General features: G+C 43.4%; 14 protein-coding genes, 1 tRNA gene and 1 pseudogene. 14 read left to right on the top strand and 2 right to left on the bottom strand.

What is annotated here, in order from left to right:
* Window positions 1–31: 31 nt before the first annotated feature.
* From ACYQ5K_RS13090 to ACYQ5K_RS13115, 6 genes are all read left to right on the top strand, one after another.
* Window positions 32–187 (top strand): hypothetical protein, encoded by a 156-nt coding sequence (locus tag ACYQ5K_RS13090; RefSeq protein WP_459777734.1) that lies wholly within the window; start codon window positions 32–34, stop codon window positions 185–187.
* Window positions 188–231: 44 nt separating this feature from the next.
* Complete coding sequence (locus ACYQ5K_RS13095; RefSeq protein ID WP_459777735.1) at window positions 232–3,048, top strand: phage tail tape measure protein; 2,817 nt, start codon at window positions 232–234, stop codon at window positions 3,046–3,048.
* Window positions 3,045–3,827, top strand: a complete 783-nt coding sequence (locus ACYQ5K_RS13100; protein ID WP_459777736.1) for a hypothetical protein — start codon at window positions 3,045–3,047, stop codon at window positions 3,825–3,827. Before ACYQ5K_RS13095 ends, ACYQ5K_RS13100 begins: the two co-directional genes overlap by 4 nt.
* Window positions 3,821–4,819, top strand: coding sequence for a hypothetical protein (locus ACYQ5K_RS13105; protein ID WP_459777737.1), 999 nt, complete (start codon window positions 3,821–3,823; stop codon window positions 4,817–4,819). The genes ACYQ5K_RS13100 and ACYQ5K_RS13105 overlap by 7 nt, the downstream gene beginning before the upstream one ends.
* A complete protein-coding gene (locus ACYQ5K_RS13110; RefSeq protein ID WP_459777738.1) occupies window positions 4,816–5,679 on the top strand; it encodes a hypothetical protein in 864 nt (287 codons plus the stop codon). Before ACYQ5K_RS13105 ends, ACYQ5K_RS13110 begins: the two co-directional genes overlap by 4 nt.
* Window positions 5,680–5,832: 153 nt before the next feature.
* Window positions 5,833–6,822, top strand: coding sequence for a tyrosine-type recombinase/integrase (locus ACYQ5K_RS13115; RefSeq protein ID WP_459777739.1), 990 nt, complete (start codon window positions 5,833–5,835; stop codon window positions 6,820–6,822).
* Between the two features lie 500 nt (window positions 6,823–7,322).
* Here the strand turns inward: ACYQ5K_RS13115 and ACYQ5K_RS13120 are convergent, their stop codons facing one another.
* Window positions 7,323–7,727: a hypothetical protein gene (locus ACYQ5K_RS13120; protein WP_459777740.1), complete on the bottom strand. Its 405-nt coding sequence runs from the start codon at window positions 7,725–7,727 to the stop codon at window positions 7,323–7,325.
* Between the two features lie 54 nt (window positions 7,728–7,781).
* Here ACYQ5K_RS13120 and ACYQ5K_RS13125 point away from each other — a divergent pair, with 54 nt between their 5' ends.
* The 6 genes and pseudogenes from ACYQ5K_RS13125 to ACYQ5K_RS13150 all read left to right on the top strand — a co-directional run bounded on the left by ACYQ5K_RS13125 (window position 7,782) and on the right by ACYQ5K_RS13150 (window position 10,994).
* A complete protein-coding gene (locus ACYQ5K_RS13125; RefSeq protein ID WP_459777741.1) occupies window positions 7,782–8,195 on the top strand; it encodes a hypothetical protein in 414 nt (137 codons plus the stop codon).
* Window positions 8,196–8,253: 58 nt separating this feature from the next.
* A complete protein-coding gene (locus ACYQ5K_RS13130; RefSeq protein ID WP_459777742.1) occupies window positions 8,254–8,388 on the top strand; it encodes a CD1375 family protein in 135 nt (44 codons plus the stop codon).
* Window positions 8,389–8,404: 16 nt separating this feature from the next.
* On the top strand, window positions 8,405–8,878 hold the full coding sequence (locus ACYQ5K_RS13135) for a phage holin family protein (protein WP_118219003.1): 474 nt from the start codon (window positions 8,405–8,407) through the stop codon (window positions 8,876–8,878).
* 33 nt (window positions 8,879–8,911) lie between these two features.
* On the top strand, window positions 8,912–10,090 hold the full coding sequence (locus ACYQ5K_RS13140) for a GH25 family lysozyme (RefSeq protein ID WP_459777743.1): 1,179 nt from the start codon (window positions 8,912–8,914) through the stop codon (window positions 10,088–10,090).
* An 80-nt stretch (window positions 10,091–10,170) separates the two neighbouring features.
* A pseudogene (locus ACYQ5K_RS13145) lies at window positions 10,171–10,560 on the top strand (peptidoglycan-binding domain-containing protein); the annotation flags it as partial.
* A 227-nt stretch (window positions 10,561–10,787) separates the two neighbouring features.
* Window positions 10,788–10,994 (top strand): alpha/beta-type small acid-soluble spore protein, encoded by a 207-nt coding sequence (locus ACYQ5K_RS13150; protein ID WP_022220917.1) that lies wholly within the window; start codon window positions 10,788–10,790, stop codon window positions 10,992–10,994.
* Window positions 10,995–11,084: 90 nt separating this feature from the next.
* On the opposite strand, the gene ACYQ5K_RS13155 is transcribed toward ACYQ5K_RS13150, so the two are convergent.
* Window positions 11,085–11,157 (bottom strand) — tRNA-Thr (locus tag ACYQ5K_RS13155).
* A gap of 237 nt (window positions 11,158–11,394) precedes the next feature.
* Between ACYQ5K_RS13155 and ACYQ5K_RS13160 the strand changes: the two genes are divergently transcribed.
* Together ACYQ5K_RS13160 and carB are read left to right on the top strand one after the other, a co-directional pair.
* The gene (locus ACYQ5K_RS13160) at window positions 11,395–12,465 is read left to right on the top strand and encodes a carbamoyl phosphate synthase small subunit (RefSeq protein WP_173687583.1); all 1,071 of its coding nucleotides are present in this window, start codon (window positions 11,395–11,397) and stop codon (window positions 12,463–12,465) included.
* Entirely contained in the window at window positions 12,465–15,665 is a 3,201-nt protein-coding gene (gene carB / locus ACYQ5K_RS13165; protein WP_173687582.1) for a carbamoyl-phosphate synthase large subunit, read from the top strand. The genes ACYQ5K_RS13160 and carB overlap by 1 nt, the downstream gene beginning before the upstream one ends.
* Window positions 15,666–15,793: the final 128 nt, after the last annotated feature.

Consider the following 15,793-nt stretch of genomic DNA (forward strand, 5'->3'; position numbering starts at 1 on the left):
TGGATGATTATGAGATTGGAGATATGTTCTCATGATGGAAATTAAAATACCGACACGGCGTGAGTGGTATCCGTGTCCGTACTGCGGGCAGCATCTGCTTGTTTACACAGATACTGCAGTGTGCAGCGGACTGTATGTGAAATGCCGCAAATGCCGACGGGAGGTGGAGATAAAAATTAAGAAGTAAGCACTTGTGAGCCCCTGAGCCGTGCTATCAGAAAGGATGATAGTATGGCAGATGGATATTTGAATTTTGATACCAAAATCAATGAGAATGGGTTCAATGAAGGCATTTCAAATCTGAGTAAGATTGCGACTACCGGATTAGGCGTTGCCGTAGGAAATGCGATCACCAAGGTTGTCGATAAAGTTGGATCAATCGGAACTGCAGCCGTCAAGGTTGGAATGAACTTTGAGGCGGAGATGTCGAAGGTTGCCAGTATTTCAGGAGCAACAGGAGATGAGTTCCAAAAGCTGATCGACAAGGCAAAGGAGATGGGATCGAAAACCAAGTTTTCAGCCACAGAAAGCGCACAGGCTATGGAATACATGGCTATGGCAGGCTGGAAGACACAGGACATGGTAGGTGGTCTGAAAGGGATCATGGACCTTGCCGCTGCGTCTGGTGAAGATCTGGCGACAACCAGTGACATTGTTACGGATGCGCTGACTGCTTTTGGATTGAAAGCTTCGGATTCTACACATTTTGCAGACGTTCTGGCAAAAGCTTCATCAAATGCTAATACAAACGTGGCAATGATGGGAGAAACGTTTAAGTACGTCGCACCGGTAGCCGGGGCGCTGGGATATTCCGTAGAGGATTGTTCCGTTGCAATCGGTCTGATGGCAAATTCCGGAATCAAAGCAAGTCAGGCAGGTACTTCTTTGAGGCAGATGCTCAGTCGGATGGCAAAACCTACTGATGAGGCACAGGCTGCAATGGATAAGCTTGGCGTGTCGTTAACGGATTCAGCGGGTAATATGAAGTCGCTGGATACCGTCATGGGCGACTTGCGAAACGGATTCAAAGGTCTTTCCAAAGCGGAACAGACACAGCTGGCAGCCTCGCTTGCCGGTCAGGAAGCAATGTCTGGTCTGCTGGCAATCGTAAATGCATCGGACGGAGATTTTGATAAGCTGAAGAATTCCATCTACAATTGCAAGGATGCAGCAGCGAACATGGCTGCAGTTGCGCAGGACAATCTGGCTGGTCAGATCACCAGTTTGAAGTCCAAAGCAGAAGGTCTTGGAATTGCATTCTACGGATCCATTCAGGAACCGCTTAAAGAGCTTGCATCTGTTGGCGTGAAAGCCTTGGAAGATCTGAATAATGCGTATACTTCCAATGGATTTGTCGGTTTTATCAATGAGATTGGCAATAAAGTACCGCTTTTACAGAGCTTTACTGATGCAATAGCCGGACTCGCAGAGAAAACGAAGAGCATGAGTACGGATGAGCTCATGAATCTTGGCAAGACTGCAGCAGTGCTTGCAGGAGCCGGACCGGTGATCTCATTATTCGGATCACAGATCGGTAATGTACAGACAGCCGTTGAGGGATTTAGTGGACTCACAACTGGTGTTTTGTCTGAGCTTGGAAAGCTTCCGAAGGGATTCAAAAGCGCAACAAAATCGGCTACAAATTTTCAGAAAGATTTTACGGGTAGCCTGAAAGGGCTTGGCAGTGCAATTACAGGACCGTTTCAGGTACTGACTCCGAAATTGTCAGCTACTGTCGGAAAGATCGGCAAGGTAGTTTCCGGTGTCCCAGGTAAAATCGGAGGGGCAGTTGGAAAAATCGGATCGGCGATAGCATCAAAGATTCCCAGGATTACAAGCGCGTTTTCACTACTTGGAGATACTGCCGGTTATCTGGGAGCATGGGGCGGGCAGGTTGGTTCTGCTTTGCAGGGAGTTCTTGGAACAGTAGCCGGCTTTATTCCGTCATTTGTAGGGTTGATGAATTTCGGTGCAGTTGCAGCCGTTGTGGTAGCCGGTCTTGGACTGGTTTACAGTCAGTTTGGTACACAGATTGACCAGATCCTGCTTCTGGCGCAGACCAAAGGACCGGAGATCATATCTAACTTTGGAGCAGGAATCACAGCAGCACTTCCGGGACTGATTTCATCAGGTGCAACCCTGATCTTGGGATTGATGAATGCGATTACGGCAAATCTACCATCGCTCATTTCCGTAGGCGCAAGCATCATAGCAACTCTGGTAGGCAGCCTGGGCGCACAACTTCCGCAGTTAATTCCGGCAGCAGTACAGATGATTCTGACTCTGGTTGAGTCGCTGATCAGTAATCTTCCGCAGTTAATAACTTCCGGATTACGGTTAATGGAAGGCTTGGCACAGGGAATTGCAAACGCGATTCCGCAGGTGGCAGCGAAAGCACCGGTTATCATCGGCAAGCTAGCATCTACGATTATCACGAATTTGCCGAAGATCATACAGACTGGTGTGAAGATTATCACGCAGCTCGCAGTCGGACTGGTTCAGGGAATCCCGGCGTTACTTGGTAAGATTCCATCCATGATCAGCCAGATCAAAAATGCATTTACCAGTGTAAACTGGGGCAGTGTTGGTATGAATATCATTTCCGGAATTGCAAGTGGTATATCTAGTGCGGTAGGAAGCCTGATCAGCGCGGCAACATCTGCGGCAAGTAGCGCATTAGATGCAATCAAGTCAAAACTTGGTATTCATTCTCCATCGAGAGTATTCCGGGACCAGGTTGGTAAGATGATGGCTCTTGGTATGGGAATCGGATTTGAGAAGAATATTCCGGTCGGATCCATGAATGCCGGAGTACAAAAAGCAGTCCAGAGTCTGCAAAGAAGTGTGCAGCTTACAACATCCGTTAATTCGGATAAAACGGTAGGCGGAATAAAGAATAATCCGATCTTTAAGGATCAAGGATTTGATTACGACAGATTTGAACGTATCCAGAGGAAGATTGCAAAAGAAAATGGCAATAAGCCGGTATTCCTGGATACGAAACGGATAGACAGACCATTACCGAAAGGAGCAGTGCCACAGGTATGATTGTGTATTATGAAAATATGAACGGCGAAAAGCTGAATCTTTTGAAAGCTCCTTTTCGTACAACGAAGACTGACTGGTTCGATGCGGACTGGTCAGAGTCTTCGGACGGATATGAAAAAACAGTGACGATTGATGTGTTTGGAAAGCGGGAAGAATTTCAGGCGAATATGGAGCAGCTATACCGGATCATTGCGGTTGATGCAGAAAATGATACCTACGGGAAACTGTACGTGAACGGTGCGTATTTAAGATGCAAGGTATTGAAGTCAGCAAAAGAAGGATGGAAGGGGTATGTGTATTCGGAAGTGGAGATCACCTTCCAGACTCCGGAACTTGTATGGGTAGTAGAAGCGACAAGACAGTTTTTTCCACAATTGGAAGAAACGGCAGCATCTGGAATCGACTTTCAGTATGACTATCCGTTTGATTTTTCCGGAGAAAAAAGAGGAATCGCAGCATGGGATGTTGATCACATCATTCCAAGCGAGTACCGGATGATCATTTACGGACCATGTGTAAATCCGAAGATTCTGATCAACGATTATCCTTATGAGTTTTTCGTAACGCTTGAAAGCAGGGAATATCTGATCATAGATAGCCAGAGAAGAACGATCCGAAGGTATTTGACGAATGGAACGGTACAAAATTTATTTAATCAGAGAGCACAGAAACAAACTGTTTTCGAGAGAATACCATCCGGGCTTTTAAATATTAACTGGTCCGGGGATTATGGATTTGACCTGACTTTATTTTTGAACAGGAGGGAGCCGCCGTGGTAAAAGATGTCATTCTTGCAGATAGTGATGGAAGAGAACTGGGAGCGATTTTGGACTCAAATATCACAGTGGATACGAATGGCGAGTACGAATTCTCTGTACAGATTGCAAGGTCGAACTGGTACCCTGAGCTGACCTTTTCAAGCTATGTGTATATTACGGAGACAGAATATGGAGGCATTATCGGAGAGGTGCTGACAGATACAACGCTGGATTATGTGGAGCTGAAGGGAATCACATGGCGGGGAAGACTGCAGTATAAGGTGATCGAGCCGCCTGCCGGATCGGATTATAAAACAGTATCCGGAGAACTGAATCAGTTAATGAAAACACTGATCGAACCGGAGTTTGATGGATTATTCAGAGTTTCATCAGAAGATACGGGTATATCTGTAAAGAATTTTCAATTTGACCGGTACTGCACATTACTGGAAGGTCTTACCAAAATGCTGAAAAGTGTTGGATACCGCCTGCAGATCCGGTTGATCAAAGAACAGGATGAACCATGTTATATTCTGGTTGAAGCAGTTCCGATTACTGATTATTCTGCGCAGATTGAATTGTCACAGGACAGTCGACTGAATTTCACGATGGATGATAAACAAAATGGCGTAAATCATCTGGTCGTAACCGGAAAAGGGGAAATGCAGGAGAGGAACATATTCCATCTGTATGTGCAGAAAGATGGAAGCATTGGAAAGACGCAGTATTACAAAGGACTGAATGAGATCTCAGCAGTGTACGAAAATACGAGCACAGAAACAGCAGAGCTGGAGAAAACGTCCGTGGAACAATTGCAGAAGCTGATGAATAAAAAGACATTTCAGATGGATGTTGCAAAGCTTGGAATCGAGGTTGGGATTGGAGATATTGTCGGTGGCAGGGATTACCTGACTGGGATGTATATGTCAAAACCAATCGAAAATATCATTTATGAGATTACGAATGATGTGGAATCAATTACTTATAAACTGGAAGGAGAAGATGAAGAATGAAAATTGTATCTGGAAGAACTGGATCACCACATGTGACTTCGCAGCAGTTCCGGCAGATGCTGGAGGGGATTATCGGGCAGGGGAGTTATATTATAACAAGCGGAGAGAATCTGAAGCCGGAACTTAGCAGTAATAATCTGCTGAAAATCCGAAGTGGGATGATGGCGCATCACGGCTGTATATCTTGCGTGGATATTGGTACTTATGATGAGGTTACACTGACAAATGGAAGTCAGGGAATGAAAAGGATTGATCTTATTGTAAATCGGTATACCAGAAATGCAGAGACAGAGGTTGAAAACTGCAGTTGGAAGGTGATCCAGGGTACACCGGTTGCAAGTAATCCGGCAGTGCCGGCATACACTTCGGGAAATTTGCAGAATGGAGATCTTGTGGATGATTGTCCGGCTTTTGAAGTGCATTATGACGGAATCAATGTTACAGAAGTGAAGAGTTTGTTGAGTGTGACGGATGGACTTTCTGAATTAAATAGCAAATTGACAAATACAAATACGAATCTTGCAAAAGCCAACACTGTTTTAGAGAATAGGAAACCAATATTCATTGATTCAACGTCAACAGAAAGTGTTACATTTGACACAACCAAATTTTTAAAATCCGGCATTACGTATGCATTTGTTGTTGCAGTAAACTCGAACTTGAATAGTGGGACTTACGCGCAAGAAATCACTTGCAAGTTGAATGATGTTATAATTGGAAAAAACGGGAATTACTACATACTGACATCCATTTTTTCCGGAAAATGTTCCAAGGGTGATAGAATTCATATCACATCATACAAAAATGGTGGAAACTGGAGTGGTTGGGGTACTAGATGTATTTTTATTCCACTTTCTTAACACTACGCACATATATAACAAAACTGGAAATAAAAGGTAGAATTTGCAGAGACTTGCTTATGCCGAACTGATATCTGCATTTCTCTATTGTTGTTAAATTGCTACTTAATTCAGTATGCCAGTTGGTATACTGAAAGCAAAAAGGAGCAACGTATGGAAGCAAAAATAATGGATGTATTGCGAAGAATGCAGTTGATTCTTGATGAAGTACAGCTGCGGGAGCTAAAAGAAGTGCTGCAGATGACATTTACCGGGTGCAGAGTAATTCAGGAAACGGATCTGCAGGTTGTAGACAGGAGCTGGGAAGTGGATCTGGAAGAGTTTCTGATGAGTAAAGCACTGGAAGGAAAAGCATCAAAGACAGTGAAGCAATATCGGTATGAACTAGTTCGGTTACTGACCTATATCAATAAGCCAGTGAAGAATATAGATTCAGGAGATATCTCTGGATTCATGCGGACTTATAAAATGATCCGCAAGGTAGCAAACCAGACATTAAAGAATGTCCGGGCAGTGTATAGCAGTTTCTTCGGATGGCTGCGAGATCGTGACCGGATTCGGAGAAATCCGATGGTGCTGGTGGAATCTATCAAAGTAGAAAAGAAGATCCGAAAACCATATACTGATGAAGAACGGGAGCGGATGCTGCGTAAATGCAGCAGTCTTCGGGATAAAGCGTTACTAGAATTCCTATATAGCACAGCAGTCAGAGTATCGGAGCTTTCAGAGATTAACAGAGAAGATATCCGGTATGCGAATAAAGAGCTGATTGTATATGGAAAAGGAGCGAAAGAAAGGACGGTGTACATCAATGAACGAACCAACATGTACCTGAAAGAATATCTGGAAAGCAGAAAAGACAATGATCCGGCGCTATTTGTCAGAAGCAAGAAACCGAATAGCCGGCTGACGAAAACAGGAATTGAGGATATCATCCGGCGGATTGGAGAGAAGGCGGGCGTAGAAAATGCGCATCCGCATCGATTCCGGAGGACGGCTCTGACAAATGCATTGAACCGAGGAATGCCTTTGCAGGAGGCTATGATATTTGCTGGACACGCAAAGTCAGAGACAACCATGCGATATTGTACAGTGAATCAGGAAGGTGTACGGTATCATCACTTTAAATATTTAAGCGCATAAGTAAATAAACTTATTTATTTACACTCGGCATTGGTCGGGTGTTTTTGCTATGCACTTTTATATATGTAACTTTATCAACCAGTAAAAGGAGGGATTCTGAACTAAGTAGCAATTTAACAAAAGCAAATAACATTTTAACCAATATGGAAAGTAATTTAATGGCTATAAATACATATCACATGACACTTAATACTTCTAATGTTAAAACGCCCGATTCATGGATTGAGTGTAATAGAATTGGAAATCTGGTAATGATCAATGGATGTGCCAAGATTACAAAAGCGGTTAATACATATTCCATTTTAAACATTGCGAGCGGAGCACCTGTACCATGTTGTAATAAACAACTTTATACTGTGGCAATAGCACAAGATAATACTTATTCCAACTGTTTCCTTGAAGTTAGTAAAAGCGGTGCTGTTGATCTTATGGTTAGATGGCAAAAAGCATCGTCAGGGGATATCTTTTATTACGAATTCTGCTATATATGCAAATAGTCATTATTTTATCCGGATTGCCCGGAGTTCAATACCATTTACATTTCTAGGTTGACTGCTCCAAAAAGCAATACCGTATGTGCCAGCAGGAACTTTTTCGATACAGGTACTGGTTAATATTGGGTAAAAACCGTTACCAAAGTTCATATAAAACGTATTTTGGGTTCGCGTTGAATTTATTCCAGTTATCCCCATTATAAACGCATCATAGCTTTGACCTTTGGCACAGGGAGTTGCTTTTAGTGTAAAAATATAAGTACCGGCGGGAATGGTCACAGTGGACACGTTATTCACCCAGGTTTCTTTTTTAGAATATGAATAATTATCTTTTATGCCACTCCAGTATTCAGTTCCTATGACATTCAAGCTATTATTTGCTTTTATCAAATCTGCTTTTATATTTGCCAAATTGCTATTTAGTTCAGAATCCCTCTAAGAAAGAAGAAAGGGGTAAACAGAAAAATGAAAATAACATTCAATGATGGTCAGGAACTGCAGATCCAGCAGATCACTGAGCAGACGGATGGCGCACTTCTGATCAAGACCATTTCAGCATCCGAGGATCAGCTGAAGACTTTATTCTCTGATTCGACAACAACTAAGAGAATGTCTGTGAGCGAACGGGATGAAGATACTGTTGTGTATGAAAACTACACAAAGCTCGATGCAATCGTGAAGTACACAGCCGGCATCCTTGGTGTGCTGATGTACCGGGAAGGAGAAGATCCGGACAGCCGGATAGCAGCTCTGGAGGCACGACTTAAAGAAGCAGAAGAGAAAAATACGAACCTGCAGTCAAGAGTCGAAAAAGCGGAGGAGAAAAATGAAATGCTCGAAGGATGCATTTTGGAAATGTCTGAAACGGTATATCAGTAAAACGATAATTGTATTAACCATTTTATTCATATTATTACAAATTTCAGGAGGAAAAGAAATGATGGCAATGTTATGGGCACAGCAGATTATGTTAGGAAAGAAAACTTATTCACAGGTACCGAGACTTTTAAAGGACAAAGTAAAAGAAATCCTGATCGATTCAGGAGTAGAAAATCTGGTAACGGAAGAATAATGGAAGAATGAGGTACATGAAAGTGGAACAGGCAAACTATATCAAGGCAATTTTTACGGCAGTATTTGCTTTCCTGTCGGCGCTTCTTGGAGTGCTTGCAGTGCCGGTGATTCTGCTGGTGGCATGTAATCTGATTGATTATGCTACCGGACTTATGGCAAGCAAATACAGAGCACAGGATATCAATTCCTATAAAAGTATCAGAGGAATTTTCAAAAAGGTATCTATGTGGCTGCTGGTAGTTGTGGGAGCGATTATTGATGAAATGCTTCTATATGCATCAACTTCAATTGGTTGGAAGTCACCAGTCACATTTCTGGTGGCATGTGTCGTGGCAATGTGGCTGATCTGCAATGAGATTATCAGTATTTTAGAAAATATTCAGGACATGGGAGTGAATATCCCGGCATTTATGCAGCCGCTTGTGAAACACATCCGATCGCAGGTAGAAGATCAGGTGAAAGTGGATAATGATTCAGAGGGCGAATAATCGTCCTCTTTTTATTTGGAAGGAGAATGTATTATGGCAATGAATGGAATTGATATAAGCAGCTATCAATCAGGGATTAATCTTACAGTTGTTCCGTGTGACTTTGTGATCACGAAGGCAACTGAAGGAACTGGTTATGTAAACCCGGATTATGAGAGAGCCTATGCACAGGCGAAAGCAGCAGGCAAATGCTTGGGTATTTATCACTATGCATCTGGTGGAAACGTACAGGCAGAGGCAGACCATTTCTTAAAACAGGTTGGAAATCGTGTGGGAGAAGCGATTCTTATCTTAGACTGGGAATCATACACGAATCCGGCATTTGGCACAAATGATCATGCCTGGGTGAAGTCATGGTGTGACTATGTTGCTTCTAAAACCGGGGTCAATCCAATTGTATATGTCCAGCAGAGTGCCATGAACCGGCTTTCCGGAATCAGAAATTATCCGCTTTGGGTAGCACAGTACGCTGACATGAATACAACGGGGTATCAGGATCATCCTTGGAATGAAGGAAGTTATACCTGCGTAATGCGACAGTACAGTTCGTGTGGGCGTTTAAATGGATGGGCTGGAAATCTGGATTTGAACAAATTCTATGGAAACCGGGAAGACTGGAATAAATACGCCGGTAAAGGAAATAACGTATCACCAAGTAATCCAGCAACAGCTCCGGCAGGGCCTGCGCTGGATTTGGCAGTTGGAGTTATGCAGGGAAAATACGGGAACGGAGATGCACGTAAATTTGCTCTTGGATCGCGGTACAGTGAAGTACAGGGATTTATTGATCACATCAGTTCCGCATCAGCAGATATGCTTGTAAATGAGACGAAATCCGGTAAATATGGTAACGGTGACACAAGAAAGGTTGTTCTCGGTAGCCGGTATACGGAAGTACAGAACAAGATTAACGCTGCGTTTGCCAGAAAATCGAATGAGCAGATCGCACAGGAAGTTCTTGCCGGTAGATGGGGCAACGGAAACGACAGAAAGAATCGTCTTTCAGCTGCCGGATATGACTACAATACAATTCAGAATATCGTGAACGGTAAGTCAGGTGCTTCATCCGCACAGTATTACACCGTGCAGAGCGGAGATACGCTTTCCGGTATTGCAGCTAAATACGGCACGTCCTACCAGAAGGTTGCGCAGCTGAATGGAATCAGCAATCCGAATGTGATCTATGTTGGTCAGAGACTGCGGGTGAAATAAATCACGGTTGACAGCACCAAACATGAGGACTTACAATTCCCTTAAAATAAGAAGAAATAACTTTATCGGTTGTGGCAAAATGGATGACCCAATGGGGTTCTAAAGCACTTGGTGATCAGGGGTATTCTCCATCGGAAATCCTCCGCTATTATTACGGAGATGATATTTACATCAACACCGCAGAAGAAATTTCAGGCATTCCGTCTTCATGGCCAGGGTATACCCTTTCCCAGGGCTCTTCTGGTACAAAAGTCCGGCAAATGCAGGAACAGCTAAATGTTATTGCCGGTGCATACCCGGTGATTCCGAAAATCACAGTTGACGGTATTTATGGCCCGGCAACAGCAGCGTCCGTCAGCAAATTCCAGTCGGTGTTCGGTCTTCCGGTAACCGGAACTGTTGATTACCGTACATGGTATAAAATTTCCGAAATTTATGTGGGTGTATCCAGAATTGCAGAATTATCCTGACTTGGATTTTATATTATAATCTGAATTTTCTCCCAAAGTCTGCTTTTATGCAAAGAATACCAAATGTGTGATGCTTCAGCTTAAAATGTTTCATACTCATCTGGCGCAGTTTACTGCAAAATAAAAAATGCTAAAATTAACAAAACCTCCCAGTGTAATCTGGATTATTCTCCATATACTAAGAGCGTAACACAAAACAAAATGTTACAAAAAAGGAGGAAATGAATATGGCAAGTCGTTCATCAAACAGAGCAGCCGTGCCAGAAGCAAAAGGTGCACTGGACAAATTTAAATACGAGGTTGCAAGTGAACTGGGAGTACCGTTATCAGACGGGTACAACGGAGACTTAACTTCAAGACAGAACGGATCTGTCGGAGGTTATATGGTCAAGAAAATGATCGAAGAACAGGAAAAACAGATGTCCGGTCGATAGGACAGTCAGTGAAGGTATCATAGGCATTTCTGCCGGATACAAAAAAGGGAATGTCTGATAAACAGGCACTCCCTTTTTCACTGGTCACTAAGCTGGAAATCGGACTTGAACCGACGACCCCTTCATTACGAGTGAAGTGCTCTACCGACTGAGCTATTCCAGCATTCGTACTACTTTCGCAGTCACGAATTATATTATATCAAATTTTTGAATAAAAGCAACTCTTTTTTAAAAAAATTACACTTTAAAATAAACATAGAAAATAGGTATTGAAATCTGAAACCAGATATGGTAAACTTTTTACAATTTGAGAAAGTGTGGGCGCTCTGGAATTGAAAAGACTCCAAGAGTGCCCCTTTTTTGAGAATAAAAGAGTATTACGAAGGGATAAGGTGAACATATGAAAGCGTTTCTAATTTTAGAAGACGGAACTGTGTTTGAAGGCACAAGCATCGGCTCAACAAAAGATATGATTAGTGAGATTGTATTCAATACTTCAATGACTGGATACTTAGAGGTGCTGACAGACCCTTCTTACGCCGGACAGGCCGTTGTCATGACATATCCGCTGATCGGAAACTATGGTATTACACCGGATATGGAGTCCAAGAAGGCGTGGCCGGATGGTTATATTGTAAGAGAATTGTCCAGAATGCCAAGCAACTTCCGTTGTGAAGGTACAATTCAGGATTTCCTGAAAGAACAGGATATTCCGGGAATTGCAGGAATTGATACCAGAGCACTTACCAAAATCCTCCGGGAAAAGGGTACAATGAATGGTATGATCACAACGAATGAAAATTACAATCTGGATGAGGTACTTCCGAAACTTCATGCATACAAAGTAGGAGATGTAGTTTCCAAAGTAACCTGCAGTGAAAAATATGTCTTAGAAGGCAATGGACCAAAAGTTGCATTGATGGACTTTGGTGCGAAGAACAACATTGCAAGATCTTTAAATGATCGTGGCTGTGAAGTTACCGTTTACCCGGCAAATACACCTGCAGAAGAGATCATTTCCGCAAATCCGGACGGTATCATGCTGTCGAACGGACCTGGCGATCCGGCGGATTGCACTTCCATTATTAAAGAAATCAGAAAATTATACGATTCAGAGATCCCGATCTTTGCAATCTGTCTGGGCCATCAGCTGATGGCACTCGCCAACGGTGGTAAGACCTATAAGTTGAAATACGGACACAGAGGTGGAAATCATCCGGTAAAAGATCTGCAGACAGGAAGAGTTTATATTTCTTCCCAGAACCATGGTTATGCTGTAGATGCTGATAGCATTCCGGAAAGCGTTGCAGTACCTGCATTTGTGAACGTCAATGACAAGACAAACGAAGGAATGTCATACGTTGGAAAGAATATTTTCACAGTACAGTTCCATCCGGAAGCTTGCCCGGGACCACAGGATTCTGGTTACTTGTTTGACAGATTTATGGATATGATGGGAGGAACAAAATAATGCCAAGAAATAAAGACATAAAGAAAGTATTAGTTATTGGTTCCGGTCCAATCGTAATCGGACAGGCAGCAGAATTTGACTATGCCGGAACACAGGCATGCCGTTCACTGAAGGAAGAAGGACTTGAAGTTGTACTTCTGAACTCGAACCCGGCAACGATCATGACAGACAAAGATATTGCAGACCGCGTTTATATCGAACCACTTACGGTAGAAGTTGTAGAACAGCTGATCCTTAAAGAAAAACCGGACAGCGTACTTCCTACCCTTGGAGGCCAGGCCGGACTGAATCTTGCAATGGAGCTGGAAGAAGCAGGATTCCTTAAGGAACATAATGTAAGACTGATCGGTACAACGGCGGAAACCATTAAGAAAGCAGAAGACCGTCTGGAATTTAAAGATACCATGGAAAAGATCGGTGAGCCGGTTGCAGCTTCACTGGTCGTTGAAAATATAGAAGATGGTGTTGCGTTTGCAGATAAGATCGGATATCCGGTTGTTCTTCGTCCGGCATATACCCTCGGCGGAAGCGGTGGTGGTATCGCACATGATCAGGAACAATTGGAAGAAATCCTTGAGAACGGACTCCGTCTGTCACGTGTAGGACAGGTTCTTGTAGAGCGCTGCATTGCAGGATGGAAAGAAATCGAGTACGAAGTAATGCGAGACAGTGCCGGAAACTGTATTACTGTATGTAATATGGAAAATATTGATCCGGTCGGAGTTCATACTGGTGACAGTATCGTTGTTGCACCTTCCCAGACTCTTGGAGATAAAGAATATCAGATGCTGCGTACTTCGGCACTGAATATCATTACAGAACTGAATATTACCGGTGGATGTAATGTACAGTACGCATTACATCCAGACTCTTTTGAATATTGCGTAATTGAGGTAAACCCGCGTGTAAGCCGTTCTTCTGCACTGGCTTCCAAAGCGACAGGATACCCGATCGCAAAAGTTGCTGCAAAGATCGCTCTTGGATATACATTGGACGAGATCAAGAATGCAGTTACAAAGAAAACTTATGCAAGCTTCGAGCCAATGCTTGACTACTGTGTTGTTAAGATGCCGAGACTTCCATTCGATAAATTTATCAGTGCAAAGAGAACGTTGACGACACAGATGAAAGCTACCGGAGAAGTTATGAGTATTTGCGATAACTTTGAAGGAGCGCTTATGAAAGCGATCCGTTCTCTGGAACAGCATGTAGACTGCCTGCTTTCTTATGATTTTTCAGCACTTTCCAAAGAAGAAATTCTGGAAAAACTGGAAATCGTAGATGACCGCAGAATCTGGATGATCGCCGAAGCACTCCGCAAAGGAATTTCTTATGACGAGATCCATGCGATCACAAAGATCGACAAATGGTTCATCGACAAGATTGCAATCCTTGTTGAGATGGAACAGGCTCTGAAGACACAGGAACTGACACCGGAACTTCTGAAAGAAGCAAAACGTATCGAGTTCCCGGATAATGTCATCGCACGACTGACCGGAAAAGATGAGAGAGAAATCCACGATATGCGTCATGCAAACGGAATCGTTGCAGCATACAAGATGGTTGATACCTGTGCAGCTGAGTTCGCAGCAGAGACACCATACTATTACTCTGTATTCGGAAGCCAGAACGAAGTAGAAGAGACTTCCGGCAAGAAGAAAGTCCTCGTACTTGGATCTGGTCCGATCCGTATCGGACAGGGTATCGAGTTCGACTTCTGTTCTGTACACTGTACATGGGCATTCGCAAAAGAAGGATACGAGACGATTATCGTAAATAACAACCCGGAAACTGTAAGTACGGACTTCGATATTGCAGATAAGCTGTATTTCGAGCCGCTGACTCCGGAAGATGTAGAGAGCATTGTAAATCTGGAAAAACCGGACGGAGCTGTTGTTCAGTTTGGTGGACAGACTGCGATCAAATTAACTGAATCCCTGATGAAGATGGGAGTGCCGATCCTTGGAACTTCCGCAGAAAACGTAGATGCAGCAGAAGACAGAGAGCTCTTTGATGAGATCCTTGCACAGTGCAACATTCCGCGTCCGAAGGGAGATACCGTATTTACCGCTGAAGAAGCAAAAGAAGTTGCCAACCGTCTCGGCTATCCGGTACTGGTTCGTCCTTCTTATGTACTTGGCGGACAGGGAATGCAGATTGCGATCAACGATCATGATATCGATGAATTCATCGGAATCATCAACCGTATTGCACAGGATCACCCGATTCTGGTTGATAAATACCTAGTTGGTAAAGAGATCGAGGTCGATGCAGTATGTGACGGAACAGACATCCTGATCCCTGGTATCATGGAACATATCGAGCGTGCCGGAATCCATTCTGGTGACAGTATTTCCGTATACCCTGCACAGAGCATTTCCGAAGTGACAAAGCGTAAAATTGAAGAATATACAAAGCGTCTTGCAAAAGCCCTTCATGTAATTGGTATGATCAACATCCAGTTTATCGTATGTGGCGAAGATGTTTATGTCATCGAAGTAAACCCACGTTCAAGCCGTACCGTTCCTTATATCAGTAAGGTAACAGGTATCCCGATCGTTCCGCTTGCTACAAGAGCGATCATCGGACACAAGATCAAAGAGATGGGTTACACACCGGGACTTCAGAAAGAAGCTGATTATATTGCAATCAAGATGCCGGTATTCTCATTTGAGAAGATCCGTGGTGCAGATATCAGCCTTGGACCGGAAATGAAGTCTACAGGTGAGTGTCTGGGAATTGCAACTACATTTAACGAGGCACTTTACAAAGCGTTCCTTGGAGCTGGAATCAACCTTCCGAAATACAAGAACATGATCATGACTGTTCGTGATGAGGATAAGGGAGAGGCTGTTGAGATCGGACGCAGATTTGAGGCGCTCGGCTACCGTATCTTTGCAACACGCGGTACAGCTGATGCATTAAAAGAAGGCGGCGTAAAAGCAATTCCGGTCAATAAGATTGAGCAGGAATCACCGAATCTGATGGATCTGATCCTTGGACATGAGATCGATCTTGTCATCGATACTCCTCCGCAGGGAGCAGATCATGCACGAGATGGATTTGTGATCCGTCGTAATGCGATCGAGACAGGTGTCAATGTACTGACAGCTATGGATACCGCAAGAGCACTTGTAACAAGTCTGGAAAATACAGATATCCGTCAGCTTACACTGATTGATATTGCGAAAGTTGAATAAGATGTTATGAATGCGGACAGGCAGGGATTGGATTCTCTGCCTGTTTGTGTTATGAAAATGTGTAATAGTAAGACGGACGCTACTGTGGCAAAAGAATGTGTTCAAATTCAAGTTGTGCAAACCATTCC

The sequence above is a fragment of the Allocoprococcus similis genome, from assembly GCF_054660775.1.

Coding starts and splice junctions, on each gene's coding strand:
- ACYQ5K_RS13090 (WP_459777734.1), top strand. CDS start 32: ATGATGGAAATTAAAATACCGACACGGCGTGAGTGGTATCCGTGTCCG.
- ACYQ5K_RS13095 (WP_459777735.1), top strand. CDS start 232: ATGGCAGATGGATATTTGAATTTTGATACCAAAATCAATGAGAATGGG.
- ACYQ5K_RS13100 (WP_459777736.1), top strand. CDS start 3,045: ATGATTGTGTATTATGAAAATATGAACGGCGAAAAGCTGAATCTTTTG.
- ACYQ5K_RS13110 (WP_459777738.1), top strand. CDS start 4,816: ATGAAAATTGTATCTGGAAGAACTGGATCACCACATGTGACTTCGCAG.
- ACYQ5K_RS13115 (WP_459777739.1), top strand. CDS start 5,833: ATGGAAGCAAAAATAATGGATGTATTGCGAAGAATGCAGTTGATTCTT.
- ACYQ5K_RS13125 (WP_459777741.1), top strand. CDS start 7,782: ATGAAAATAACATTCAATGATGGTCAGGAACTGCAGATCCAGCAGATC.
- ACYQ5K_RS13130 (WP_459777742.1), top strand. CDS start 8,254: ATGATGGCAATGTTATGGGCACAGCAGATTATGTTAGGAAAGAAAACT.
- ACYQ5K_RS13135 (WP_118219003.1), top strand. CDS start 8,405: ATGAAAGTGGAACAGGCAAACTATATCAAGGCAATTTTTACGGCAGTA.
- ACYQ5K_RS13140 (WP_459777743.1), top strand. CDS start 8,912: ATGGCAATGAATGGAATTGATATAAGCAGCTATCAATCAGGGATTAAT.
- ACYQ5K_RS13150 (WP_022220917.1), top strand. CDS start 10,788: ATGGCAAGTCGTTCATCAAACAGAGCAGCCGTGCCAGAAGCAAAAGGT.
- ACYQ5K_RS13160 (WP_173687583.1), top strand. CDS start 11,395: ATGAAAGCGTTTCTAATTTTAGAAGACGGAACTGTGTTTGAAGGCACA.
- carB (WP_173687582.1), top strand. CDS start 12,465: ATGCCAAGAAATAAAGACATAAAGAAAGTATTAGTTATTGGTTCCGGT.